The 22,150-nt window shown below is 70.8% G+C and carries 22 protein-coding genes, 1 tRNA gene and 1 rRNA gene; 13 read left to right on the forward strand and 11 right to left on the reverse strand.

Features of this window, described 5'->3' with window-relative positions:
- Positions 1-118: 118 nt before the first annotated feature.
- Both rrf and ACFZBU_RS26955 read left to right on the forward strand, forming a co-directional pair.
- Positions 119-235 (forward strand): 5S ribosomal RNA (gene rrf / locus ACFZBU_RS26950).
- Positions 236-307: 72 nt separating this feature from the next.
- Positions 308-490: a hypothetical protein gene (locus ACFZBU_RS26955; protein ID WP_391586252.1), complete on the forward strand. Its 183-nt coding sequence runs from the start codon at positions 308-310 to the stop codon at positions 488-490.
- A gap of 113 nt (positions 491-603) precedes the next feature.
- Here ACFZBU_RS26955 and ACFZBU_RS26960 read toward each other — a convergent pair whose 3' ends face one another.
- Positions 604-2,391 (reverse strand): protein phosphatase 2C domain-containing protein, encoded by a 1,788-nt coding sequence (locus ACFZBU_RS26960; protein WP_391586253.1) that lies wholly within the window; start codon positions 2,389-2,391, stop codon positions 604-606.
- A gap of 601 nt (positions 2,392-2,992) precedes the next feature.
- Between ACFZBU_RS26960 and ACFZBU_RS26965 the strand changes: the two genes are divergently transcribed.
- Positions 2,993-4,150: a tyrosine-protein phosphatase gene (locus tag ACFZBU_RS26965; protein WP_391586254.1), complete on the forward strand. Its 1,158-nt coding sequence runs from the start codon at positions 2,993-2,995 to the stop codon at positions 4,148-4,150.
- 99 nt (positions 4,151-4,249) lie between these two features.
- On the opposite strand, the gene ACFZBU_RS26970 is transcribed toward ACFZBU_RS26965, so the two are convergent.
- The 4 genes from ACFZBU_RS26970 to upp all read right to left on the reverse strand — a co-directional run bounded on the left by ACFZBU_RS26970 (position 4,250) and on the right by upp (position 7,093).
- Positions 4,250-5,131 carry a SigB/SigF/SigG family RNA polymerase sigma factor gene (locus ACFZBU_RS26970; protein ID WP_020556775.1) on the reverse strand — a complete coding sequence of 294 codons (882 nt, stop codon included), beginning with the start codon at positions 5,129-5,131 and terminating at the stop codon, positions 4,250-4,252.
- Between the two features lie 248 nt (positions 5,132-5,379).
- Positions 5,380-5,904: a PH domain-containing protein gene (locus ACFZBU_RS26975; protein ID WP_391586255.1), complete on the reverse strand. Its 525-nt coding sequence runs from the start codon at positions 5,902-5,904 to the stop codon at positions 5,380-5,382.
- Between the two features lie 17 nt (positions 5,905-5,921).
- Entirely contained in the window at positions 5,922-6,089 is a 168-nt protein-coding gene (locus ACFZBU_RS26980) for a hypothetical protein (protein WP_020556777.1), read from the reverse strand.
- 362 nt (positions 6,090-6,451) lie between these two features.
- Positions 6,452-7,093: a uracil phosphoribosyltransferase gene (upp, locus tag ACFZBU_RS26985; protein ID WP_391586256.1), complete on the reverse strand. Its 642-nt coding sequence runs from the start codon at positions 7,091-7,093 to the stop codon at positions 6,452-6,454.
- A 254-nt stretch (positions 7,094-7,347) separates the two neighbouring features.
- On the opposite strand from upp, the gene ACFZBU_RS26990 reads away from it, so the two are divergent.
- The 4 genes from ACFZBU_RS26990 (at position 7,348) to ACFZBU_RS27005 (ending at position 8,762) form a co-directional block, all read left to right on the forward strand.
- Positions 7,348-7,536, forward strand: coding sequence for a hypothetical protein (locus ACFZBU_RS26990; RefSeq protein ID WP_026219506.1), 189 nt, complete (start codon positions 7,348-7,350; stop codon positions 7,534-7,536).
- 125 nt (positions 7,537-7,661) lie between these two features.
- Positions 7,662-8,129 carry a tRNA adenosine deaminase-associated protein gene (locus ACFZBU_RS26995; protein WP_355534957.1) on the forward strand — a complete coding sequence of 156 codons (468 nt, stop codon included), beginning with the start codon at positions 7,662-7,664 and terminating at the stop codon, positions 8,127-8,129.
- Positions 8,130-8,134: 5 nt separating this feature from the next.
- Positions 8,135-8,665: a tRNA adenosine(34) deaminase TadA gene (gene tadA, locus ACFZBU_RS27000; protein WP_391586257.1), complete on the forward strand. Its 531-nt coding sequence runs from the start codon at positions 8,135-8,137 to the stop codon at positions 8,663-8,665.
- Between the two features lie 10 nt (positions 8,666-8,675).
- Positions 8,676-8,762: transfer RNA gene (locus ACFZBU_RS27005), tRNA-Ser, on the forward strand.
- A 76-nt stretch (positions 8,763-8,838) separates the two neighbouring features.
- Here the strand turns inward: ACFZBU_RS27005 and ACFZBU_RS27010 are convergent.
- The gene (locus tag ACFZBU_RS27010; protein WP_391586258.1) at positions 8,839-9,246 is read right to left on the reverse strand and encodes a MerR family transcriptional regulator; all 408 of its coding nucleotides are present in this window, start codon (positions 9,244-9,246) and stop codon (positions 8,839-8,841) included.
- Between the two features lie 48 nt (positions 9,247-9,294).
- Here ACFZBU_RS27010 and ACFZBU_RS27015 point away from each other — a divergent pair, with 48 nt between their 5' ends.
- Positions 9,295-10,185, forward strand: coding sequence for an NAD(P)-dependent oxidoreductase (locus ACFZBU_RS27015; RefSeq protein WP_391586259.1), 891 nt, complete (start codon positions 9,295-9,297; stop codon positions 10,183-10,185).
- Between the two features lie 174 nt (positions 10,186-10,359).
- On the opposite strand, the gene ACFZBU_RS27020 is transcribed toward ACFZBU_RS27015, so the two are convergent.
- Together ACFZBU_RS27020 and ACFZBU_RS27025 are read right to left on the reverse strand one after the other, a co-directional pair.
- Positions 10,360-10,962, reverse strand: coding sequence for a LytR C-terminal domain-containing protein (locus ACFZBU_RS27020; RefSeq protein WP_391586260.1), 603 nt, complete (start codon positions 10,960-10,962; stop codon positions 10,360-10,362).
- 145 nt (positions 10,963-11,107) lie between these two features.
- Positions 11,108-11,404, reverse strand: a complete 297-nt coding sequence (locus tag ACFZBU_RS27025) for a type II toxin-antitoxin system VapB family antitoxin (protein ID WP_020556786.1) — start codon at positions 11,402-11,404, stop codon at positions 11,108-11,110.
- A 168-nt stretch (positions 11,405-11,572) separates the two neighbouring features.
- Between ACFZBU_RS27025 and ACFZBU_RS27030 the strand changes: the two genes are divergently transcribed.
- The gene (locus ACFZBU_RS27030) at positions 11,573-13,105 is read left to right on the forward strand and encodes a helicase HerA-like domain-containing protein (protein WP_391586261.1); all 1,533 of its coding nucleotides are present in this window, start codon (positions 11,573-11,575) and stop codon (positions 13,103-13,105) included.
- A 43-nt stretch (positions 13,106-13,148) separates the two neighbouring features.
- Here ACFZBU_RS27030 and ACFZBU_RS27035 read toward each other — a convergent pair whose 3' ends face one another.
- The 3 genes from ACFZBU_RS27035 to ACFZBU_RS27045 form a co-directional block, all read right to left on the reverse strand.
- Positions 13,149-15,020, reverse strand: a complete 1,872-nt coding sequence (locus ACFZBU_RS27035) for an AAA family ATPase (protein WP_391586262.1) — start codon at positions 15,018-15,020, stop codon at positions 13,149-13,151.
- Positions 15,021-15,095: 75 nt separating this feature from the next.
- Entirely contained in the window at positions 15,096-16,544 is a 1,449-nt protein-coding gene (locus ACFZBU_RS27040) for a hypothetical protein (RefSeq protein ID WP_391586263.1), read from the reverse strand.
- Between the two features lie 444 nt (positions 16,545-16,988).
- The gene (locus tag ACFZBU_RS27045; RefSeq protein ID WP_391586264.1) at positions 16,989-17,822 is read right to left on the reverse strand and encodes an isocitrate lyase/phosphoenolpyruvate mutase family protein; all 834 of its coding nucleotides are present in this window, start codon (positions 17,820-17,822) and stop codon (positions 16,989-16,991) included.
- Here ACFZBU_RS27045 and ACFZBU_RS27050 point away from each other — a divergent pair.
- The 4 genes from ACFZBU_RS27050 to ACFZBU_RS27065 all read left to right on the forward strand — a co-directional run bounded on the left by ACFZBU_RS27050 (position 17,808) and on the right by ACFZBU_RS27065 (position 21,953).
- Positions 17,808-18,176, forward strand: coding sequence for a CGNR zinc finger domain-containing protein (locus ACFZBU_RS27050; protein ID WP_391586265.1), 369 nt, complete (start codon positions 17,808-17,810; stop codon positions 18,174-18,176). The genes ACFZBU_RS27045 and ACFZBU_RS27050 overlap by 15 nt on opposite strands.
- Before the next feature lie 109 nt (positions 18,177-18,285).
- The gene (locus tag ACFZBU_RS27055) at positions 18,286-19,665 is read left to right on the forward strand and encodes an FAD-binding oxidoreductase (RefSeq protein WP_391586266.1); all 1,380 of its coding nucleotides are present in this window, start codon (positions 18,286-18,288) and stop codon (positions 19,663-19,665) included.
- 232 nt (positions 19,666-19,897) lie between these two features.
- Positions 19,898-21,214 carry a sensor histidine kinase gene (locus ACFZBU_RS27060; protein ID WP_391586267.1) on the forward strand — a complete coding sequence of 439 codons (1,317 nt, stop codon included), beginning with the start codon at positions 19,898-19,900 and terminating at the stop codon, positions 21,212-21,214.
- An 88-nt stretch (positions 21,215-21,302) separates the two neighbouring features.
- Complete coding sequence (locus tag ACFZBU_RS27065) at positions 21,303-21,953, forward strand: response regulator (protein WP_391586268.1); 651 nt, start codon at positions 21,303-21,305, stop codon at positions 21,951-21,953.
- Positions 21,954-22,150: the final 197 nt, after the last annotated feature.

The raw sequence follows: 22,150 nt of genomic DNA on the forward strand, positions 1-22,150 counted from the left end.
GCGTCCACTGTGTGGTTCCCGAACCGCAATCGGTTTCGGGGAACCCGTTTGATAATTGAATCACCGCATGTGATTTCTGGTTCACCGAACGACCCGTGATTGTCGGGTTCGATGGTTTTCCGGTGGTCTTGGCGGAGAGGAAACGCCCGGTCTCATTCCGAACCCGGAAGCTAAGCTCTCCAGCGCCGATGGTACTGCACTCGAAGGGGTGTGGGAGAGTAGGACGCCGCCGGAATCTACGTGTGAAAGGCCCATCCCGAACAGGGATGGGCCTTTTGCGTTTTTCGAGTGCGGTATGGTCGTGCGCATGCCTGACAACGAGATGGATCCTGCAGCCAGTACTCAGATGTTCCGGGCTTTCGTGAACGAGGATCGCCCTGCGGCCCCCGGTGAACCGGCCCGGCGCAGCACCCCGCCGGTGATGTTGATCGCCGGGGTCGTGATCGCGATCATCGTCGTCGCGGTGGCCGTACTCATTGCCGTCAGCTGACATACCGACGGGCGGGCCCCAATTGTTCGGGGACCCGCCCGAGGTATGCGGTGAATCGGTGAAACGGTATTCCCCACAGCGGTGATCACCGCGCGGGTGGGCGCCTCAGTCGGTCACGTCGACGGCCACAGGGCGACCACACAACCGTCGTCCTCGCGCAGGCGAAGGCCCTCGTCCACGTCGCGCAGGTAGTCGAAGAGGGATGGCGGCGTGCGCCAATCCTCGGCGAGACGTGGCGCGAGTCCGGCCGTGGGCTGACCGAGTGCCTCGGCGAAGCCGCCGGTCATCATGACCAGAACGTCGGTCGGACGCCACGTGGTTCGGCAGATGCGCAGCTGGTCGTCGCCCGCCTGGTCGGGGATCGCCGCCGGGGCGGTCTCCACGGACGCGTCCCGGATGCCCAGCGGCGCGCGCCAACCACCCTGGGCCAGGCGGAGCACGGTGCTGTCGCCGAGCACGGCCATGTCGACCCGATCGTCCTCCAGCGGATCCGCCGCGGTGACCAATATCGCCAGGCGCGTGGCAGGTTCCGAGCGGCCGAGTTCATGCGCCCGGTCGGCGGTTCCGGCGAGCCTGGTGCGCAGGTCCTCCTCGACCTCGGCCTGCACCCCGGCCCAGTCCCAGTTCTCGTGGCGTTCGCGTGCGACCATCCTGGCGACCGTGCGGTAGGCGCTGCGGACCGCGATCTGCGCGGCGAGTTCGGACGCGTGTGCGTTGTCGACGCCGTCGCAGACGATCGCGATGGTCCACCGCGCGCTCGGGTCCGGGCCGACGGCGAAGCAGTTCTGCCTCGGCAGGCCCTGCTGCTGGTGCAGTTCGCCGCGGACGCCGGCGGCGCGAACGTTCAACCGGCCCAGTCGGCCACCGTCGACGACCATGCCGCCGCCGTCGGCGAGCGCGGGTGGGGGCAACATGCGCAACATCCTTCGCGGTACCTCGTCGACCGCGTCCGCGGCCGGTCCGGGGCGGTAGGGCACGCGGGGGGCCGCGGGCACCGGCACGAACGAGGTGCCGGGCCCGTCGTCGTCGTCCTGATCCGGTGTGGTGCCGGCGTCGAACCGGCGTCGGTCGTCGGGCTCGTCGTCGAGGGCGGGCATCGTGTCGACCGTCGCCCGATCGGACTCCGCCGCCGGGGCGGGCCTGCGCTTGGGGATCGGCGGGTAGGTCGGGCGGCGCTCGGACGACGGGCTCGGTCCCGGGTCGAGCGGGTCGACCGGATCCATCGGATCGGCGGGTTCGATGTCGTCCTCGGGCTCCGGCTGCCACTTCGGCGTCGGTTCCTCGCGGCGTCCCGGACGCGAGGTGCCGCGGGACGGGGGCAGTACGCCCTGCGGTTCGCGGTGCAGCCGGTCGGGCGGCATGGTGTCGCCGGGAATGCTGTCCGACATCGGTGTGCCGGGGGACGGCGAGGAGCCGAGCATGACGTCTTCCCAGTGCGAGGAGCCGGTCCGCCGCCGGGTGCGTCCCGACGTCGGGGGCGGGGCCGCGTCGTAGTCGGCGTCGTACTCCGGGCCCTGGTCGCGGCCGTAGTCGTAGCCCGCGTCGGCCTCGTACGGATCGCGCCGGCCGAAGCCGGGTCGGCGGTCGTAGGGATCCGGTTCCTCCTCGGCGGGTGCGCCGAAGCCGAACCAGTTCGCGACCCGGCGCGCCCGGCCGGAGCGGCGTCCGCCCTGATCCGGTGCCAGGTCCGGGTAGGCCGTCGGCCCGTCGGGCGCGACGCCGTTGCGGTCGTACTCCGGGTCGGGGCGACGGTCGTAGTCGGCATCCGGCCGACGGTCGTAGTCCGGATCGGGACGTTCGCGACCGGTCGGGCCGGGGCGTCGTGGACCCTGTGCTCGCGGGATGGGCTCGGCCGGCGAACCATCGCCGGGGGTGTGGCGCTTGCTGGTACCGTCCGGCACGGCTTCCTCCTTCGCGTCGGGCCGGCCGGCGAGCCGGTCCCGTCGTGTCGCCGGTGGGCGTACCATCCCCCACCCGTGCGACAGGTATCAACAGGTATAGCGTGCACGGCCCGTGCCCGTGTGCGCACGCGCGCGCATTGGCCACCACTTTGCCGCAGGGCCGTCCGGATCACCGTGCGGATGGCGGGCTCCTACCCGGAATCCCCGTGCTCGGTACCTATTTGACGGCGTATCAGGGAAACTCTCGGACACCGTGCCGGCGTTCCCCGTCCGGGCCGCGGATCCGGCGGATCGAGCGGGTCGACGGCCGTGGGCGAAGTGGCCGAAAGATACGGGTGGTTGCTGTTCCGGCCGGCGGCCGACGCGAGTATCGGGTGGGTCGCCGGGCCGATGCGCGATCCCTCCCGGGTGATGTGTTCGTCGCTCTCCGCAGATGCGCCCGCCCCGTCGCGGTGATGCGTTCGTCTCTCCATACGGCACCGTCTGGAGCAAGTGCCTGGTCGTCACTACAGTGGTGCTCGTCGCGCGGTAGCAACGACCGGTTGTTTTCCAGGTGGTTCCCGCGCGCTCACGAACACTTCCTCTTCGGGAGCACAACCGCATGCGCATACGCACCACCCGCCTCGCGACCATCGCCGTCACGGCGGCGCTCACGCTCGGCGGCTCCGTCGCGGTGACCTCGTCGGCCGCGGCCGACGAGGTCGGCAGCGACGCCAACGTCTCGGCCCGAGGCGGTCTCGGCATCGTCACGAGCGCGTCGGCCACGGTCGACGCGGCCGGTACGTACACGATCACCTGGACCGACCGGTGGCCCGGCCCGATGCGCGTGTACGCATCCACCGACGTGGATCGCTTCACCCGGCTCGTCGGCACCACCAACGGCACCTCGCTGACCGTGTCCGGCCTGGACCCGGCCCAGCGCTGGTACTTCAACGTCACCCCGGTCGGCCCGTTCGTCGGCGTGGTCACCGCACCGCGCTCGCTGGGCCTGCAGAGTGCGCCCAACGCCCGCGACATCGGCGGCTACCGCACCGATCGGGGCCTGACCGTCAAGTACGGCCAGGTCTTCCGTACCGACGCGCTCGGCAAGGCGACCGACGCGGACGTGGCCCGGCTCGCGAGCCTGGGCGTGGACGTGGCGGCGGACTTCCGTACGGACACCGAGATCGCCGGCAACGGCGTGAACCGACTGCCCGCCGGCACCCCGATCAAGAACCTGCCGATCGCCGACGGCAACCTGACCAACATCACCAACGCCGCGGTGGGCAGCCGGGATCCGATCAAGCAGCAGGAACTGCTGGGCGACGGCAAGGCCGCCGCCGCGCTGGAGAACATCTACCGCGGCTTCGTCGACGACCCGGCCCAGCGCGCGCAGTTCACCACCGTGCTGCGGGACATCGCGGACGGCAAGTCGGTGATCTACAACTGCACGGCGGGCAAGGACCGCACCGGGTGGATGACCGCGATCGTCCTCAAGGCGCTCGGTGTCAACGACGCCACCGTCTACGCCGACTACCTCGCCTCCAACGACAACCTCCGGGCCCGCAACGAGGGCACGAAGGCCGGCCTCAAGGCCGCCGGTCTGATGCAGGACCCGAGCCTGATGGACCCGCTCCTGTACGTGCAGAAGTCATACCTGGACACGGTGTTCGCGCAGGTGCAGACGAAGTACGGCTCGTTCGACGACTACCTGCGCACGGGTCTGGGCATCGACCCGACCACCGAACTCAAGCTCCGGGCACGGCTGCTCACCCTCTGAGCACCCGGTCGACCCCGCGGACGGCCTCGACCTGCCGCCCGGCAAGGGCTCTGACGGTTCGTCAGGGTCCTTGCCGGGCAGCGGTCGGGGCCGGGCCGCTCAGGCGGACAGATCGGCGCGCAGGCGCGCCAGCGCACGGGCCAGCAGGCGGGACACGTGCATCTGCGAGATCCCCAGCCGCTCGCCGATCTGCGACTGCGTCATGTTGCCGAAGAAGCGCAGCATGATGATCTGCCGGTCGCGCGGACTCATCCGGGCCAGCAGCGGGCGCAGTGCCTCGCGGTACTCGACGCCGTCGAGTGCCTCGTCCTCCTGTCCCAGCCGGGCGATCAGCGCGTTGTCGCGATCGTCGTCGAGGTCGTGTGCGTCCAGCGACGCGGGCGAGTAGGCGTTGGCCGCCTCCATGCCCTCGAGGATCTCCTCGACGGTCAGGTTCAGGTGTTTGGCGAGCTCGACCACCGTCGGGGCGCGGTCGTATTTGTGGTTGAACTGCTCGGTGGCCTCGGCCAGCGCCAGGCGCAACTCCTGGAGTCGGCGCGGTACCCGCACGCTCCACGAGGTGTCCCGGAAGAAGCGCTTGATCTCGCCGATGATGGTCGGCACCGCGTAGGTGGGGAACTCGACGCCGCGATGCGGGTCGAAGCGGTCTATCGCCTTGATCAGCCCGATCGTGCCCACCTGGAGCACGTCCTCGTACTGGTCCGTGCGACTGCGGAAGCGGTTGGCCGCGAAGCGCACCAGGGGCAGGTTCAGCTCGACCAGGGTGCTGCGCACGTAGGCGTGCTCGGCCGATCCCTCGACGACATCGGTGAGGCGGAGCAGGAGGGTTCGGGACAGCGTGCGCGTGTCCTGAGGGGTGTCGGTGCCGGAACCCCTGACCGCGCGAACGCGGGGGATGCCGGTACGGGGAAGGCGCGCGGGCGCGGCCCGGTCGGCGGTCGAGCCGGCCGTGCCCTCGTGGGAAGCATCTCGCAGCAGCACTGGAGAGCCCACCTCCTCGTCGGTCCTGGAGCGGAACCTGGCCGCTGCCGGCCATGGTGGAACGGCAGCCGTCGTTCGGTACCCCCTTACCGGCGCGGGTCACCGCCCCAAACCCCTTGCGACATCCCCGATTTGTCAGGTGATGCGGGTGTATCTAGCGGCATGTCGACAGTACGAAAGCCGCAAATCACCGCAAAGAAAATTCGAGGTTTTACCAGCTGTTTCGTGTTACTCGCCGGTCATGCCGATTAGTCGACGTCGGGACCGAACAGCTGATCGCACACCTTGAGGTAGACGGCGTCGGGCCGGGGCACGAAACCGACCTCCTTGAGTGGTTGATCCTGCCCGGCGGACTCCATCACGAACGTCCCGTGCCCGAGTATTCGGCCGCCCGGAGTGCGCCGGTAGCTCATGTCGGTCACCTTGGTCAGCGGCATCATGTTGACCCGCTTGGCGAAAAGCCCGCCGGCCAGGATGATCCGCTTGTCGGTCACGATGAAGTAGTCGTTGCGCCAGGTGAGTACGTGCCCCGAGCACCACAGCAGGAGTCCCGCCCCGATCGGCCACACGCCGTAGCGCACGGCCAGGTTCTCGGCCGGGAAGTACCACAGCAGCAGGAGCAGCAGGGCCGTCCCGAGGGCGGTGATCGCCAGCGGGCGCAGGATGATGGCCCAGTGCCGACGCACCGCTATCGCGCAGGTCTCGGTGGGCAGCAGGTATCTGCGTATCGCGTGTGGGTCGACGGTGGAGCCGGTGACCGGTCCCGCCCCCACCTCTCGACGTGCCCGCCTCAGCTCGTCCAGCCGCTGATCTGATCGCCGCACCACTTGGCGGCGGACGACATCGCCTGGAACCACTGCGCTACCAGGTCGGAGGCCTTTTCCGGCGTGGCGATGATCGTGTAGATGACGAAAACGATCAGGAGCAGCGTCAGGATCCTTTTGGTCTGCGCCTGCATCTCCCCGCCTCCCCGAATGAGGTATCGGGGAGAAACAATAGGGGAGAGGGAGCAGCCGCGGGGGGACCGGCCACTTCCTCTCCCCTGTGGGACCCCCGCCGGAGCAAAGGTGGGTCGTACCTTCGCAGCATCGGCAAACAGTCCCGGGGTGCCTGCGGGGCTCCTGCCCAGCCCCGGGCACCCTTCCAGCATGCGCCGAGGTGTGCCGCCGCGCATCCGGCGTTCGGCCTGACGTGGAAGGGCCTTGGTCCCGCTTGGCGTCCGCGCTCGTGAGCCGCCCCCGAACGGCCGAACCCGCAGGTGGGTGCCGGGATCGGCCGGATGGGCCGAGCGGCGCTCCGGACCCTTTTCGGCGGCCTGCCCTAGCCGGCGGTGCCGTACAGCCGGTCGCCCGCGTCGCCCAGGCCCGGGACGATGTAGCCGTGCTCGTTGAGCCGCTCGTCGATCGACGCGGTCACGACGGTGACGTTCGCCTCGGTGTCCTGGAACGCCTCCTGCATCACCTTGACGCCCTCGGGCGCGGCGAGCAGGCAGATTGCGGTCACGTCGTGCGCGCCGCGCTCCAGAAGCAGCTTGGTGGCCGCGATCAGGGTGCCGCCGGTGGCGAGCATCGGGTCGAGCACGTACGCCTGCCGGCCGCTGAGGTCGTCCGGCATCCGGGTCGCGTAGGTCGACGGTTCGAGGGTGTCCTCGTTGCGGATCATCCCGAGGAAGCCGACCTCGGCCGTCGGCAGCAGCCGCACCATGCCGTCGAGCATGCCCAGCCCGGCCCGCAGGATCGGCACCACCAGCGGACGCGGGTAGGAGAGCTTGACGCCGGTGGTCTCGCTGACCGGCGTGCTGATCGCCACCGGGTCGACGCGTACGCCTCGGGTCGCCTCGTAGGCGAGCAGCGTGACCAGTTCGTCGGCAAGCCTCCGGAAGGTCGGCGAGTCGGTGCGCCGGTCGCGCAGGGTGGAGAGCTTGTGGGCCACCAGAGGATGGTCGACGACGTGAATCCGCATGCTGCGACATTAGCCGTTTGGCCTGGCGGCGACCCTGCCGGGTTGTCGGATTCGAGGCGTGTTCGGTGGCATTCGCCGGCCGGCCGACCGGCCCGACTCGTGTGTTTGCGGGAATGTCGGGCAAATTGCGATCGTTACACCGATTTGCGAACACACATCCGGTGCGACCTGCCGGTGTCGATGACTGAGCCGGCGCGTCCCGGGAACTACTGCCACGTCGGTTCCGGAGGCATTTCGAGCCCAGGGGCGTGGTGATGGAGAGTCGGGAACCTCGAACGACGGCGGCCGAGCGCCGCGAGGAGGAGGCGGCGCGCCGCCGCCGGCGCACCCTCTTCCTGCGCGAACTGGCCGAGGCGCGCGAGCTGCGGGCCCGCATCCAACCGCGACGCGTGCGCAATGAGCGGCTACGGCAGATGATGCGGATGCGTACGTTCCGTTACTGAGTCCGACCGATCCTTGATCGTCTCGGTGACCTTGTTCGTCAACGTGCGCCAATTCCCGTCGTCGTGGTCCGGTATCTGCCACGATGCGAGGGACAACGCCGAAGCGAACGATCTTGGAGAGTCCCGTGGCGTACTTCGCCGCAGTGCTCGTACGTACAGACGAGCAGTGGGAGGCCCGTGAAGCCGACCTCGACGATGTCGAGGACTCGGCGGGGATGACCGCGCTGGCACGGTCGGCGGCGGTGGACGACGAGCCGGTGCTTTTGTTCGTCGAACAGGAGGACACCTGGTTCGCGGTCGTCCGGGTGGACGGTGAGGAGGATCCGCGCATCTACGTCTCCGACGTGGCCGCGGTCTCCCGCAGCGCCTACGCGGACGCGTTGCTGACGGCCGACGTGCTGGACGGCCTGGAGGAGGACGACGAGGCCGTGCTGCCGCCCGGCCCCGCCGGCGACGAGACGGTGCTCGTGGACCTGGGCGTGTCGGCCCAGCTGCTGGCCGACCTCGCGGGCGAGGCGGGTCTGCCGGCGGACGCCATCGCGGTGATAGCGGAACGTCTGGGCTGCGCGGACGAGTTGGAGACGGTCCGCTGAGCACGATGCCCCCACCGGTGCCCGAGCCCCCGTTCGACCCCGCGTTGCGCAGGTGGGAGCTGGCCATGCGGCTGGCCCTGGCCGAGGCGGCCCTGGCGGTCGACACCGGGGATGTGCCGGTGGGGTGCGTGGTGCTCGGCCCGGACGGCGCGGTGCTCGGCCGCGGCCGCAACGAACGCGAGGCGCACGGCGACCCGACGGCCCACGCGGAGATCCTCGCCCTGCGCGAGGCCGCCAAGGCCGTCGGTGAGTGGCGCCTGTCCGGATGCACCCTGGTGGTCACCCTGGAGCCCTGCACGATGTGCGCGGGCGCCCTCGTGCTGGCCCGGGTGGACCGGGTGGTTTTCGGCGCATGGGACCCCAAGGCCGGCGCCGCCGGCTCCCTGTGGGACGTACTGCGCGACCGGGGCCTCAACCACCGCCCCGAGGTGGTCGGCGGCGTCGCGGCGGCGGACTGCGCCGCCGTCCTGCGCGACTTCTTCACCCACACCCGCTCCCCGGAAACCGGTTACGAAGCACACCCCGGCATCCGGTAAGCTCTCTCTCGGTAGCGTGTCCGAGTGGCCTAAGGAGCACGCCTCGAAAGCGTGTGATGGTGCAAGCTATCCGTGGGTTCAAATCCCACCGCTACCGCTCTCGAGCAGTACGAATGAAGGACCCGACCGAATGCGGTCGGGTCCTTTTTCGTGTCCGGGCCCGTTTCGGCTGCTCAGGCGGGGAGGCACTCCAGGGCGGTGCCGTCGAAGGGTGGGTAGTTCTCGCCGCCCGTTCGCTCGGCTGCGTCGATGTAGTCGGCGAGGGCGTCGCGGGATCGGGCGAGCAGGTCCAGCTGATCCTCCAAGCGCCGCAGGCGTGAGCGCATCGCGGCGAGCAGTTCGGGACACCCGGGCAGCTCCGGGGCCTCTCCGACCGCGCAGGGCAGCAGGTACGCGATGTCCTCGGAGGACAGCCGGGCGCCGAGCAGGTGCCGGATCTGTTTCACGCGCAGCACGGCGGTCTCGTCGTACTCGCGGTAGCCGTTCGTGCCGCGGTCGGCCGTCAGCAGGCCCTGGGCCTCGTAGTAGCGCAGCTGATGGGCGTTGACGCCCGTCCGACGACTCAGTTCCCCGATTCGCATCGAACCTCACTTGACCTTCACACCGGTATCAACGTTGACGATGCTGCCATGAACAAGACAAGCGATACACCCGTGGCCGTGAGCGTCATCGGACTCGGACTGATGGGTCGGGCGCTCGCCGGCGCCTTCCTCGAGGCCGGGCACCCCACCACCGTGTGGAACCGTACGACCGCCAGAGCAGACCGGTTGGTGGCCGGAGGAGCCCGCCTGGCGCCGACGGTCGACGATGCGCTGAAGGCCGGTTCGGTGGCGATCATCTGCGTCACCGACTACCCGGCCGTGTACGAGCTGCTCGGTGCGAGTGCCGGCGCGTTGCACGGCACGATGTTGATCAACCTGACGTCGGGCGACTCGGCCCAGGCCCGGGAAGCCGCCCGGTGGGCCGAGGAGCGCGGCGCCCGATACCTGGACGGCGCCATCATGGCCATTCCGTCGGCGATCGGGACCGCCGAGGCGGTGATTTTGCACAGTGGGCCGCAGTCGTATTTCGAGGCGCACAAGTCGACACTCCAGGCCCTCGGCACCGTCACCCACCTCGGTGCGGACCACGGACTGGCGGCCCTGTACGACGTGGCCGGCCTGGCCATGATGTGGAGCGTCCTGAACGCCTGGCTCCAGGGCACCGCCCTGGTCGGGACGGCCGGGGTCGATGCCACGGCGTTCGCGCCGTTCGCGCGGCAGATCGCCGCCGGGGTGGCCGAATGGCTGCCCGGCTATGCCGAGCAGATCGCCCGCGGCTCGTACCCGGCCGAGGTGTCGGCCCTGGAGACCGACGTGCGGGCGATGGCGCACCTGATCGAGGAGAGCGAGGCGGTGGGCGTCAATGCCGAACTGCCGAGGTTGATCAAGGCCATGGCCGATCGCTCGATCGCCGCCGGACACGGCGGGGAGCAGTACCCCGTGCTGATCGAGGAGTTCGGCAAACCCGGCCGAAACTGATCCGTCCCGTCCCGTCCCGTCTCGTCCCGCCCCGGCCCCGAACCCGGGAGCCGACCGCTCCGAGGCCCTCTCACCGCGAAGCAGCGGGCAGTGGGCAGCGGCCGGTCGGGCTCGGCGTGCCGCTGCCGCCTCCGCGGGGGCGCGGGGCGGCAGCGGGTGGGGTCGTTCGGCGGCTCAGCAGCCCGGGGGAAGGCTCGCAGGCGGCGGGGGCGGCGGGGACAGGATCGCGGCGGCCGCCTCGGGGGTGGCCAGGTCGGTCCAGCCGTCGCCGATCACCAGGTCGACCGTGCCGTCGGTGCGCTGGTCCTCCTTGTCGGTGCTCGCCGCCACCTGGGCCGCGACCACCTTCGCCGGAGTGGCGCCGGGGAAGCCGTGTCGGATCTCGGCGGTGGCCGCGATCGGCTGGTTCAGCGGGTCGTTGGTCACCTTGCCGATGGTGAAGCCGCGCACCTTGAGCGCCTCACTGACGGTCTTGGCCAGACCGCCCCGCTTGGTCGCGTTGTAGACGTTCACCGTGATCGTCTTGGGATCGGGCAGCGCCGCGGGCGGGGCGGCCGGCGGGGCCGAGGCCGTCGGCGAGGGGCACGCGGCGGCCTTGTCGCCGCTGTCGTCGGACGTGAAGTGGTACACGCCCCAGCCCGCCGTGGCCAGCACGACCAGGCCGACCACGATCGCGATGACGACGGGCATGCGTCGCCTGCGCCGCGTCATCCGCGGATACAGCTTGCCAGTGATCTTGTACTGGCCTCCCATGCCGCGGGGAGTGAGCATGCTCATCGGTGTGCCCCCGTCCTCCTCCTGCACGGCATGGCCGTGATCCCGGTCGCCATGGAGTCGAGGTTAGCGCCGACGCGGCACCTTGCGTATCCGGGCACGGCCGTACGCGAGACGACCACCTGATCGGGCCGCCGGGGTTGCGTGCTCAGCCGAGTTCGAGCACGCGCGCGTGCAGCACCTGGCGCTGTTGGAGCGCGGCCCGGACCGCGCGATGCAGTCCGTCCTCCAGGTAGAGGTCGCCCTGCCATTTCACGACGTGCGCGAAGAGGTCGCCGTAGAAGGTCGAGTCCTCGGCGAGCAGCGTGTCGAGGTCGAGTTGCCGCTTCGTCGTGATGAGTTGGTCCAGACGCACGGGCCGCGGGGCGATGTCGGCCCATTGCCGGGCACCCGACCTCCCGTGGTCCGGGTACGGTTTGCCGTCACCGATCCGCTTGAAGATCACAGGCTCAGCCTACCGGGATCGCGGTCGCCTAACCCCCACCCGGCACCGAAGAGAAGCAGCGGGGGTGCGGATCACGCCGGCTCGGATGGCCGATCCGGCGGGGCAATCGGGATATTTCTCGTCCTATCGGTGTATTCGTCCTTCGCATCTCGGCAAGCGGAGGAGCGCATGAGCGAGCAGGACGACACGATCGCGGCCATCACGGCCGGATACGCCTTCACCGGGCCCGCCCTGGAACTGGGCGCGGCCGTGGTCGAGGGCGCCGCGCGTCCCCAGGCGCAGGTGCGTGTCCCGCTCGCGGTGCTCAACCGGCACGGCCTGGTCGCGGGCGCGACCGGCACCGGCAAGACCAAGACCCTGCAACTGATCGCGGAGCAGTTGTCCGCGCAGGGCGTGCCGGTCTTCCTTGCGGACGTCAAGGGCGACCTGTCCGGCATCTCCGCACCCGGTGTACCCGGCGACCGGGTCGCCGCGCGGGCGGCCGAGGTCGGTCAGGACTGGCAACCGGCCGGCTGTCCGGCCGAGTTCCACGCGCTCGGCGGGATCGGACCGGGCGTGCCGATCCGGGCCACGATCACCGACTTCGGGCCGACCCTGCTGGCCAAGGTGCTGGACCTGAACGAGACGCAGGAGTCCTCGCTCGGCCTGATCTTCCACTTCGCCGACGAGCGCGGACTGGAACTGGTCGATCTCAAGGACCTGCGCGCGGTGATCCAGTACCTGACGGACGATGAGGGCAAGGCGGAACTCAAGCGGATCGGCGGCTTGTCCGCCGCCACCGCCGGGGTGATCCTGCGCGCGCTGATCACGCTGGAGAACAACGGCGGCGGGGCGTTCTTCGGCGAACCGGACTTCGACACCGCCGACCTGTTGCGCACCACCCCCGACGGGCGCGGCGTGGTCTCGGTGCTCGAACTCGCGGCGGTGCAGGACAAGCCGCAGTTGTTCTCCACCTTCCTGATGTGGCTGCTCGCCGACCTGTTCCACGATCTGCCGGAGGTGGGCGACCCGGATCGGCCGCGCCTGGTGTTCTTCTTCGACGAGGCACACCTGCTGTTCACCGGTGCCTCCAAGGCGTTTTCGACCGCGATCACCCAGACCGTGCGGCTGATCCGGTCCAAGGGCATCGGTATCTTCTTCGTCACCCAGACGCCGAGGGACGTGCCCGCCGAGGTGCTGTCCCAGTTGGGCAACCGGGTGCAGCACGCGCTGCGCGCCTTCACCCCCGAGGACGCCAAGGCGCTCAAGGCCACCGTGTCCACGTTCCCGCGCTCGGCCTACGACCTGGATCAGGTGCTCACCCAGGCGGGTACCGGTGAGGCGGCGGTCACCGTGCTGGGCGAGAGCGGCGCTCCGACGCCGGTGGCCTGGACCCGGCTTCGCGCACCGACGTCGCTGATGGCGCCGATCCCGACGGAGGCGATGCAGGCGGCGGTGGCCGGGTCGCCGCAGTTCGCCAAGTACGGCGCGGCCGTGGACCGCGAGTCGGCGTACGAGAAGCTGACGGCCGCTCAGGCGCCGCCCGCGGAACCGGACGCGGCTCGCGAACCGGCGCCCGAGCGTGCGCACGAGCCAGAACCGGGCGTGGTCGACCGCATGATGGGCAACTCGGCGGTGAAGTCCGTGCTGCGCTCGATGGGCACCCAGATCGGCCGGGAGATCACCCGCAGCCTGTTCGGCACCGCCCGCCGCAGACGCTGAACGGGCGGGCGGGTGCCGGGGACTTCGTGCGCCGGGGCCCGGTCTACTTCCTCGGCATCTTCGCGAACGCCTCGATCCAGAACCGCTGTTTGTCCACGGACTGGCCGACCAGGTAGCTGGAGCGCAGCTTCGGCGGCAGGCCGGCGAGCAACTGCGCCACGGTGTCCAGATGTTCGCGCAGCTGCGACAACTCGGCGTTGGCCAGCACCTGGTGCACCACATCGGTGTCGTCGGTGCCCTCGGCGGACTCCTCGTTGGCCGCCTCCAGTCGGCGCACCCACTCGGCCAGATTGGCCGAGATGTCGCCGAGGCCGGTGGCCGGGTTCTCCGCGAACCTGGCCTCCAGCGCGTTCAGCGGCACCGGTGCGTATTCGCCGTCGCCGAGGTAGACCTTGGCCATTTCCAGCGGCAGGTCGCGCTTGTGCAGCTTGATCAGCCGCTCCAGGGTGCGCTTGGTGATCCAGTCGCGGCCCTCGTCGTCGATGTCGTTCTTCCACCACTCCAGCACCGTCTCGGCGACCGGGCCGTAGGTGCTGATCAACCACTCGTTGGCGGGGATGTCCTCGGGACGGATGGTCAGGGACGCGGTGAAGCGGGTCGCCTGCGCGATGTTGTTGCGCGAGACGAGCATCTTGCGGCCGAGGTGGTACGGCGGGTTCTGCAGTGCGATCTGGGCACGCAGGCCGGGAATCGGGCGGCCCGCGATGGACCACTCCTGGGTGACCTCCATCAGCTTGGCGAAGGTGGACTTGTCCTTGGGCCGGTTGTACTCGTCCCAGACGATCACCTTGGCGCCGGGATCGGTGAACTTGGCGGCGAGCAGGTTCTCCAGCGAGCCGTCCGGGGTGGGCACCGGCGCGCACAGGTCCTCGACGTTGGTCACCGGCAGCGAGAAGTAGAGCGGTTCGCGGCCGAGTTCGGTGCGGACCACGTCGCGCACCACCTCGGTCTTGCCGCAGCCGGGCGGGCCCTGGATCAGCACCGACCAGCGACGGTGGATCGCCTCGCGGACGATCCGGCGCACCGAGTCCGGCGTCTGGTCGGGGTTGCGCACGTTCAGGCCCGCGGCGATCCGGTCGAGCACCTCGTCGGTGCGGTCCGGGCCGGGGGAGCCGTCCTTCTTGGTCTCGGTGAGCGCGAGCCGGTCGCCGTTGACCAGCGGCAGCCCCCACACCAGGGGGAAGCCGGCCAGCGCGCAGTCGATCACGTGCTCCAGGGTGCGTGGGGACACCAGTTGGCGCAGTGCCGGGGACAGGCTCGTCCAGACCTGGAAGACCGGGGTCAGGTCGGTGCCGGCGAAGCGCTCGGCGAGCTTGTACCGCCACGCGGTGTCGGTCGCGGTGATCTTGACCGTGACCATCCGGTCCAGGATGGCCAGGTCGGTGCGCCGGGTCGCGGTCTCGGCCAGCGACTCGTTGTCGGTGAGGAACACGCCCACGCAGCCCAGTTCGCGCAGGTCGTGCTCGCCGAGCGTCCAGTTGCAGGCGACCTGCATCAGTTGCGACTGGATCGTCTCGCCCGCCTGCAAAGCGTCGTCGATCAGCAGCACGAACCGCTTTCCGGGCCGCAGTTGACGCATGATCAGCTGACGCAGCACCAGTTCACCGGTGCGCTCGTCCCGGACGGGCGCGTTGATCAGCAGATCGTCGGGAGTGAGATTCGCGGCCGGTACGAAGACCAGGACCGTGTCGTCGTGCCGGTCGGGGATGTGGCTGAAGAACGTCGCCGTCTTGCCGATGCCGTGCTCGCCGAAGATCTGGCCGGTCTGGCCGAGGTCGATCATCGCGTCGATGAACTCCTCCAGCTTGGACACGCCCTTCCAGCCCTTGGGGCGTTCGGGGTAGGTGGCGGTGGCCTTCCACTTGGGCTCGGCCGCGGGGCGGCCGGCGCGCGTGGTGTCAGCGGTGATCGTCATGGTTCCTTCCGGGTGCTGCGCACGGCGTGCTGCGGAGGGCTCTTCGGCGAGGCGCGTCGGCATGGACGGCCCCGATCAGTGGTCGCCGGTGAGGACGCGGTGACAGTCCATCGGCGGGTGGTGCCGTTCCGGCCAGTCGTCCCCGCCCTCGGTGATCAGCCAGATCCACTTGTCCGGGTCGGCGGGGGTGATCGGTGGCGCGTAGCCGTCGGTGAGCATCACCACCGCGTCGACCGATTCGTCGAAGCGGCCCGACCCTTCGATCTCCAGTCGGCCCTCGACGTAGTCGGCCACGTTCTGGAAATCGGTGCCGCCGCCGCCCAGCACCCGTTCGCCCGGCTTGAACGGCATCACGGTGCCGTCGAAGCTGAGCCAGTGCGTCTCGACGCCGTCGGCCTTGCCGACCAGTTCGGTCAGCCAGCTCACCACGTGGTCGGGCATCGACCCCGAGGTGTCGTAGGCGATCACCACGACCTTGGTGCGCTCCAGACCGCGCCGGGCGAGCATCGGGTCGTGACCCAGCGCCGCCAGCAGCGCGCCGCGCTTCTTCGGATAGACCAGGCGCTCGCCCTCGCGCAGCTTGGACGCGAGCACGTCCACGAGCCACTGCTGCCACCACTCGACCCGGCGGGTGCGCTGGGTCTCGCCGCGCAGGAAGCCCGCGCCCAGGTCGCCCCACAGCTTGGTGGCGCGGTCGGTGGCGCCGTCGGTGCGCGAGAGCAGGTCGAGCAGTTCCTGCCGGGCCAGCCGCTCCCCTCGGCGGGCGGCGAGCAGGACGCTGCGCAGCACCTCGGAGGCGACCCGGCCGACGGTCTCGCCGTCCATGCCGTCGTTGTGCCCGGTGCCGCCGCCCAGGATCACGTGCACGCACAGCGGGGGCGGCACCGGCGGGTTCTTCATGCGCTTGAGCTCGGCGTAGACCGTTGCGTCGGTGTCCACGAAGTCGCTGTAGGACAGCGCCGCCAGGCCCTGGTCGGTGAGGTCCTGGACGTACGAGTGGTGAACCTTGCGCGGGTCGATGCCGGTGGGGTCCTCGATCGAGGCACCGGTGTCCGGGTCGAGCCGGCGCAGGATCGGCAGCGTGCTGCGGCCCAGGCGGGTCATCGCGACGTGGTTGATGGTCACCTCGGCCGCGAGCGTGAACACCGGGTCGGCGCGCAGCTCGGACTCGGCGAACAGGTGCCGCTGGATCAGGTGTCGCGCCTCGTGGAAGAGCACGAACTTCACGCCGTCCAGGCCCAGATCGCAGAAGAACTGCGGGTTGTACAGCAACAGGCAGGTGCCGTCGCCGGAGGCCATCACGGCCGCGGTGTCGATCGCGGTGGTCGGGATGTGGTGGTGGCACTTGGTGTACAACCACGAGGCGATGACCGACAGTTCCATGCCGAAGTCGAGCAGCGCCTCTTCCTTGAGTTTGCGGGCCCGCGCGATCACTTCGTCGTCGGCCGGTCGCCAGGCCTCCAGCGCTCGACGGTCGGTCAGACTCACGATCGGCGCCTGCGGGGCGCGTTCGCCGTACGCCACGTCCGTCACCTCCCCTCGGTGTCGTTCGATGATCCCAGTGCCGACCGACAGCGGCTCGGCCGGCCCGGGGCGCTCCCGGCCACCGCCGTCGCGGTCGCGGCCGGCTCGGTCGGGCCGCTCCCACCCCTGTCGCTCGGTCCGCCGGATCCACATTGTGTGCCGCGGCCGGGCCCGGGGTCAGGGGGTTTTCCCGCGATCGGCGGGCGGCGCTCGCGGCGGGCGGCGGGCGGCGGGCGGTGGGACCGGCGGGAAGCGGATCGTGTTTGTTTTCCGTCGTTCGATCGGGGTGGACGGGTCGCCGCACGCGCGGACGCACGTACGGACCGGAGCGGCGGGGGCGGGCTCGCGCCTCAGTGGGCACACCGGCCGGCCTGGCGAAGGGAGGGCGGGCATACCGCCGGCGCACCGCCCCGGGAGGGCGATGCGCCGGCGGTGTGGATGTGGTCAGCGGGCCAGGAGGGCGTTCAGGTCGCCGTAGGGGATCGAGTCGGTGAGCGTGCTGTACGTGCCGGTCTCGAACAACTCCCGGGCCGAGCGGCGGACCACGGCGTACGCGGCCTCGGCGATCGCGGAGCCGAGGCTGACCCGGGCCACGCCGAGCTTGCCGAATTCGGCGACGGTGGGGGCGCCGGGGCCGGCCAGCACGTTCAGCGGGGCGGGCAGGGCCTCGGCGAGGCCGGACACGGTGGTCGGGTCGGTGACGCCGGGGACGAAGATGCCGTCGGCACCGGCCGCGAGGTAGGCGGTCGCCCGGTCGAGCGTTTCCCGCAGCCGCTCGGCGTCGTCGTCGCCGATGCCGCGAAGGTAGGTGTCCACCCGGGCGTTGATGAACAGCGGGATGCCGGCGGCGTCCGCGGCGGCCCGCGCCGCGGCGATCCGCTCGCCCTGGTCGGCGACCGCGCGCAGCGGCACGGGGCCGGCATGCAGGGCGTCCTCCAGGTTGATCCCCACGGCGCCGGCGGCCAGCACGCCGCGGATGGTCTCGGCGACTCCCTCCGGGTCGTCGCCGAAGCCGCTCTCGATGTCCGCGGTGACCGGCACGTCGACCGCGGCCACCACCCGCGCGACGAGTTCGAGGGCCCGCTCGCGGCCCAGCCGATCGCCGTCGGCCGCGCCCAGGCCCCAGGCGACTCCGGCGCTGGTGGTGGCCACCGCGCTTGCTCCGGCGTCCGCCACGAGTCGGGCGCTTGCCGCATCCCAGACGTTGGCGAGGGCGAGGGGCGCGGCACCGGTGTGCAGCGCCCGGAAGGTCAGGGCGTTGTCGTGAAGACTGGTCATGCCCCTACTCCATCATCCGCCCATCGATCGGGCCGGCGGTTTTGTGCCGGCATCCCCCGGGCCGGGAGCCCCCGATCCGACCTCTCCCGGCCCGGGAGCCTCGGGCGCGGAGCCTCGCCCCGGCAGGCCCGGCTCATTCCCGACGAAGATTGCGGCCGGCTCTTCGCGGACCCCGGCGGACGCCGCCGCTGGTGCAGTCTGGCCACCTGCGGCAACCGCTGCCGAGACCAGAGCTTCTCCCGAGTGACACCCCACGGCCGGGCCGTGCGACCGGTTCGCCGGCGCGGGGCGCGGAATTGCGCCGCCGTGTACTCGGCGAGAGGCTGGAGGGGTAAGCCCTGCGGCGTTCGGTGACCGTGCAGGCCACGGCGGCGCCGGGCACCGGCGCACGATTGCTTCCCGAGGGCCGGTCGGCGAGAAGGCCGGGCGGGTTTGCGGTCCGCGTCCCGTCAGGGAGATGGTCATGGACGGCAAAACCCTCGAAGACATGCGCGGCGCGCTGCGCGGCCCGGTGATCGCACCGCAGGATTCCGACTACGACCCGGCACGCCGGATCTACAACGCGATGATCGACAGACATCCGGCCGCCCTGGTGCGGTGTGCGGACGCGGGGGACGTGATGGCCGCGGTCGACTTCGTCCGCGAGCACGGCCTCGAACTCGCGGTTCGCGGCGGCGGACACAGCGGCGCGGGCCTGTGCGTGATCGACGACGCGGTCACCCTGGACCTGGCGCCGATGCGCTGGGTACGCGTGGATCCCGTGGCCCGGACGGCCCGGGTCGGCGGCGGCAGTCTGCTCGCCGACCTCGACCACGCCACGCACGCCTTCGGGCTGGGCGTACCGGCCGGGATCATGTCCACGACCGGTGTCGGCGGCCTCACCCTCGGCGGTGGGCACGGCCACCTCACCCGCAAGTACGGCCTGACGGTGGACAGTCTGGTGGCCGCGGACGTGGTGTTGGCGGACGGCAGCTTCGTCACCGCGAGCGAGTCCGAACACCCGGACCTGTTCTGGGCCTTGCGGGGCGGCGGCGGCAACTTCGGTGTCGTCACCTCGTTCCGCTTCCGTCTGCACCCGGTGGACACCGTGGCCGCCGGAGTCACCCTGTGGCCGGTCGAGCGGACCCGCGAGGTGCTGCGGTGGTACCGCGAGTTCCTGCCGCAGGCGCCCGAGGACCTGAACGGGTTCTTCGCGGCGCTCACGGTCCCACCGGGTCCGCCGTTCCCGGAGGAGATCCACGGGCACAAGATGTGCGGCGTCGTGTGGTGCTGGACCGGGGACCCGGAGGCCGCCGAGGACAACCTCGCCGCGGTGCGCGAACCGGCCCCGCCCGCCTTCCACTTCACCGCGCCGATGCCGTATCCCATATTGCAGACCATGTTCGACGAACTGATCCCCGCCGGCCTGCAGTGGTACTGGCGCGGCGACTTCTTCGACGCGATTCCGGACGACGCGGTCGACGTACACGCCAAGTACGCGGAGAGCCTGCCCACCGCGCTGTCCACGATGCACCTCTACCCGGTCGACGGAGCCGCGCATCGGGTCGACGCCGCGGACACCGCGTGGGGCTACCGGGACGCCATGTGGTCCGGCGTGATCGGCGGCATCGACCCGGACCCGGCCAACGCCGAGGCCATCCGGCAGTGGTGCGTCGACTACTGGCAGGACCTGCACCCGCACTCCATGGGCGGCGCCTACGTCAACTTCATCGGCGCCGACGAGAGCCACGATCGGGTGGAGGCCACCTATCGCGAGCACTACGAGCGGCTCGGTGGGGTCAAGTACAGGTACGACCCGCACAACCTCTTCCACGCCAATCAGAACATCAAGCCGAGGGGTTGAGGCGGCGACGGGTCGAGAGGATGCGGGAGAGGGGATGGATCGGTTCGGCGGATCGGTTCGGCGGCTCGACCGTTTCGGCCCGGGTTGATTCGGCCCGGGTTGCTTCGGCTATCGGGTCGTTTCGGTCGTCGGGCCGGTGGCTTCGGCTGCCGATCGGTATGGGGGTGTGCCCTACCCTCGCCACCGGGAACGCCGGCTGGGCGCGGCCGTTTCCGGCGGGGAGGATATGGCCATGACCGAGACGACGACATCATTCGAGCCGATACCCGTCCCGGTCGCGGCGCCGGTCTCGCGCGGCGGCCGGTTCGGTCGGCAACTGGGCTATCTGCTCGCCGGATTCCCGCTGGGCGCGGCGGCGTTCGTGGTCGCGATCGGCGGCCTCGCGGCCGGGGCGGCGAGTTTCGCGGTGCTGCTCGGCGTACCGATCCTGGTCGCCACGCTGGCCGCGGCCCGGGGTTTCGCCGAGCTGGAGCGCCGGCGGGTGGTTGCCGTCACCGGGCGGGAACTGCCGCCGCACGCCTACCGGGAACGGGCGGGCGAGGGGTTCAAGGGGTGGTGGCGGGCGCTGCGCGAGCCGCAGTCCTGGCGCGACCTGGCGCACATCCTGGTGTCCTTCCCGCTGCGGGTGGTGAGCTTCTGCATCGCGCTGACCTGGACCTTGGGCGGTCTCGGTGAACTGCTCTACGCCGCGTGGTCGTGGCCGATCCCGCGCGACCCGGGCAAGCAGGGCCTGCTGGACCTGATGTTCGGCATCTCCTCGCGAGCGGCCGAGATCGCCTTCAACATTGGCATCGGCGTGCTGCTGCTCGCGACGGCGGCGCCGGTGGTGCGGGCGCTGGTGGCGGTACAGGCGGCGCTCGCGCGCGGTCTGCTGACGAACGAGCGCAGCGCCCTGCAGGTCCGGACCGAACAACTCGCGCTCGGCCGGCGCAGCGCGGTGGCGGCCGAGGCGCAGACGCTGCGCCGGCTGGAGCGGGACCTGCACGACGGTCCGCAGCAGCGACTGGTCCGGCTGACCATGGACCTGGAGACGGTTGCCCGCCGGCTGGACGACGATCCGGATCGGGCCAGGCCGCTGGTGGCCGAGATGATCTCGCAGAGCCACGAGGCGTTGTCCGAACTGCGCGCCCTCTCGCGCGGGATCGCGCCGCCGATCCTGGCCGACCGCGGCCTGGCCCCGGCGCTGACCGCGGCGGCGGCGCGTTGTCCGATCCCGGTCGAGCTGACCACCGACCTGCCGCCGGGGCGGCGGTTCGCCGCGGCGGTGGAGAACACGGCGTACTTCGTGGTCACCGAGGCACTGACGAACGTCGCCAAGCATGCCCGGGCCGAGCACTGCGCGGTGTCCGTGCGAATGGACGAACGGGCGTTGTTCGTACGGGTATGGGACGACGGGTGCGGCGGGGCGCACCCCGGCAAGGGGCACGGTCTGGCCGGCCTGATCGATCGGCTGGCCGCGGTCGAGGGTCGGATGGACGTGGACAGCCCGGCGGGCGGGCCGACCACCCTCGCCGCCGAGGTTCCGTTGAGCGGGGTGGGGGAGCGTTGATGCGGGTGGTGGCGACGGGGGGTCGGTGGTCGGGTGGGCTGCTCCTCGGGGCGGCCGGGGTTTTGTCGAGTGGACTGGGGGAGCGTTGATGCGGGTGGTGTTGGCCGAGGATTCGCTGCTGCTGCGCGAGGGCCTGGTGCGGTTGCTGGAGGAGATCGGCGCGGAGGTGGTGGCCGCGGTCGGCGACGGTTCGGCGCTGGTCGAGGCGGTTGCCGCGCACCGTCCGGATGTCGCCGTGGTCGACGTCCGGATGCCGCCGACGTTCACCGACGAGGGCCTGCGCGCGGCCCTGCGGATCCGCCGCGAAGTACCCGGGACCGCCATTTTGGTCCTGTCCCAGTACGTGGAGGAGGCCTACGCGGAGGACCTGCTCGCCGACGGCGGCGGCGTCGGCTACCTGCTCAAGGACCGGGTCTCCCGCCTCGACGACCTCTCCGACGCCCTGACCCGGGTCGCGGCCGGCGGCACCGTCCTCGACTCGGAAGTCGTCTCCGCGCTGTTCACCCGTCGGCACCGGCACGACCCGCTGGCCGCGTTGACCCCTCGCGAACGCGAAGTTCTGGGTCTGATGGCCGAGGGCCACCGCAACAGCGCCATCGGCCGGCTCCTGTCGCTGACCCCGGGCACCGTCGAGAAGCACATCTCCGCCATCTTCGAAAAACTGACCCTCCCACCGTCCGCCGACGCCCACCGCCGCGTCCTGGCGGTGCTGACCTGGCTCCGGACGACGACGACCTGAGCACTCGGCGGCGGGACGCAGTGGGCACGATCGCGCGGGCCGAGGACGAGCCTGGTGGGAGCCGACCGGCTCTCGGGCTCGGATTCGTGCCCGCCGACCGGGTCGTCCTTGCCGGGCGTCGGTAGGCAGAGGGATGCGGGTGAGGGACTCCCGGCGGACTCGGTCGGTGCGGTGCGATGAAATGATCGCCTGTCACG

Source organism: Embleya sp. NPDC008237 (assembly GCF_042956465.1).
Classification (GTDB): Bacteria; Actinomycetota; Actinomycetes; order Streptomycetales; family Streptomycetaceae; genus Embleya.

Bases quoted from the DNA above. Each gene is read 5' to 3' on its own strand.
- ACFZBU_RS26955 (WP_391586252.1), top strand. From the start codon at position 308: ATGCCTGACAACGAGATGGATCCTGCAGCCAGTACTCAGATGTTCCGG.
- ACFZBU_RS26965 (WP_391586254.1), top strand. From the start codon at position 2,993: ATGCGCATACGCACCACCCGCCTCGCGACCATCGCCGTCACGGCGGCG.
- ACFZBU_RS26980 (WP_020556777.1), bottom strand. From the start codon at position 6,089: ATGCAGGCGCAGACCAAAAGGATCCTGACGCTGCTCCTGATCGTTTTC.
- upp (WP_391586256.1), bottom strand. From the start codon at position 7,093: ATGCGGATTCACGTCGTCGACCATCCTCTGGTGGCCCACAAGCTCTCC.
- ACFZBU_RS26990 (WP_026219506.1), top strand. From the start codon at position 7,348: ATGGAGAGTCGGGAACCTCGAACGACGGCGGCCGAGCGCCGCGAGGAG.
- tadA (WP_391586257.1), top strand. From the start codon at position 8,135: ATGCCCCCACCGGTGCCCGAGCCCCCGTTCGACCCCGCGTTGCGCAGG.
- ACFZBU_RS27010 (WP_391586258.1), bottom strand. From the start codon at position 9,246: ATGCGAATCGGGGAACTGAGTCGTCGGACGGGCGTCAACGCCCATCAG.
- ACFZBU_RS27015 (WP_391586259.1), top strand. From the start codon at position 9,295: ATGAACAAGACAAGCGATACACCCGTGGCCGTGAGCGTCATCGGACTC.
- ACFZBU_RS27020 (WP_391586260.1), bottom strand. From the start codon at position 10,962: ATGAGCATGCTCACTCCCCGCGGCATGGGAGGCCAGTACAAGATCACT.
- ACFZBU_RS27030 (WP_391586261.1), top strand. From the start codon at position 11,573: ATGAGCGAGCAGGACGACACGATCGCGGCCATCACGGCCGGATACGCC.
- ACFZBU_RS27035 (WP_391586262.1), bottom strand. From the start codon at position 15,020: ATGACGATCACCGCTGACACCACGCGCGCCGGCCGCCCCGCGGCCGAG.
- ACFZBU_RS27045 (WP_391586264.1), bottom strand. From the start codon at position 17,822: ATGACCAGTCTTCACGACAACGCCCTGACCTTCCGGGCGCTGCACACC.
- ACFZBU_RS27055 (WP_391586266.1), top strand. From the start codon at position 18,286: ATGGACGGCAAAACCCTCGAAGACATGCGCGGCGCGCTGCGCGGCCCG.
- ACFZBU_RS27060 (WP_391586267.1), top strand. From the start codon at position 19,898: ATGACCGAGACGACGACATCATTCGAGCCGATACCCGTCCCGGTCGCG.
- ACFZBU_RS27065 (WP_391586268.1), top strand. From the start codon at position 21,303: ATGCGGGTGGTGTTGGCCGAGGATTCGCTGCTGCTGCGCGAGGGCCTG.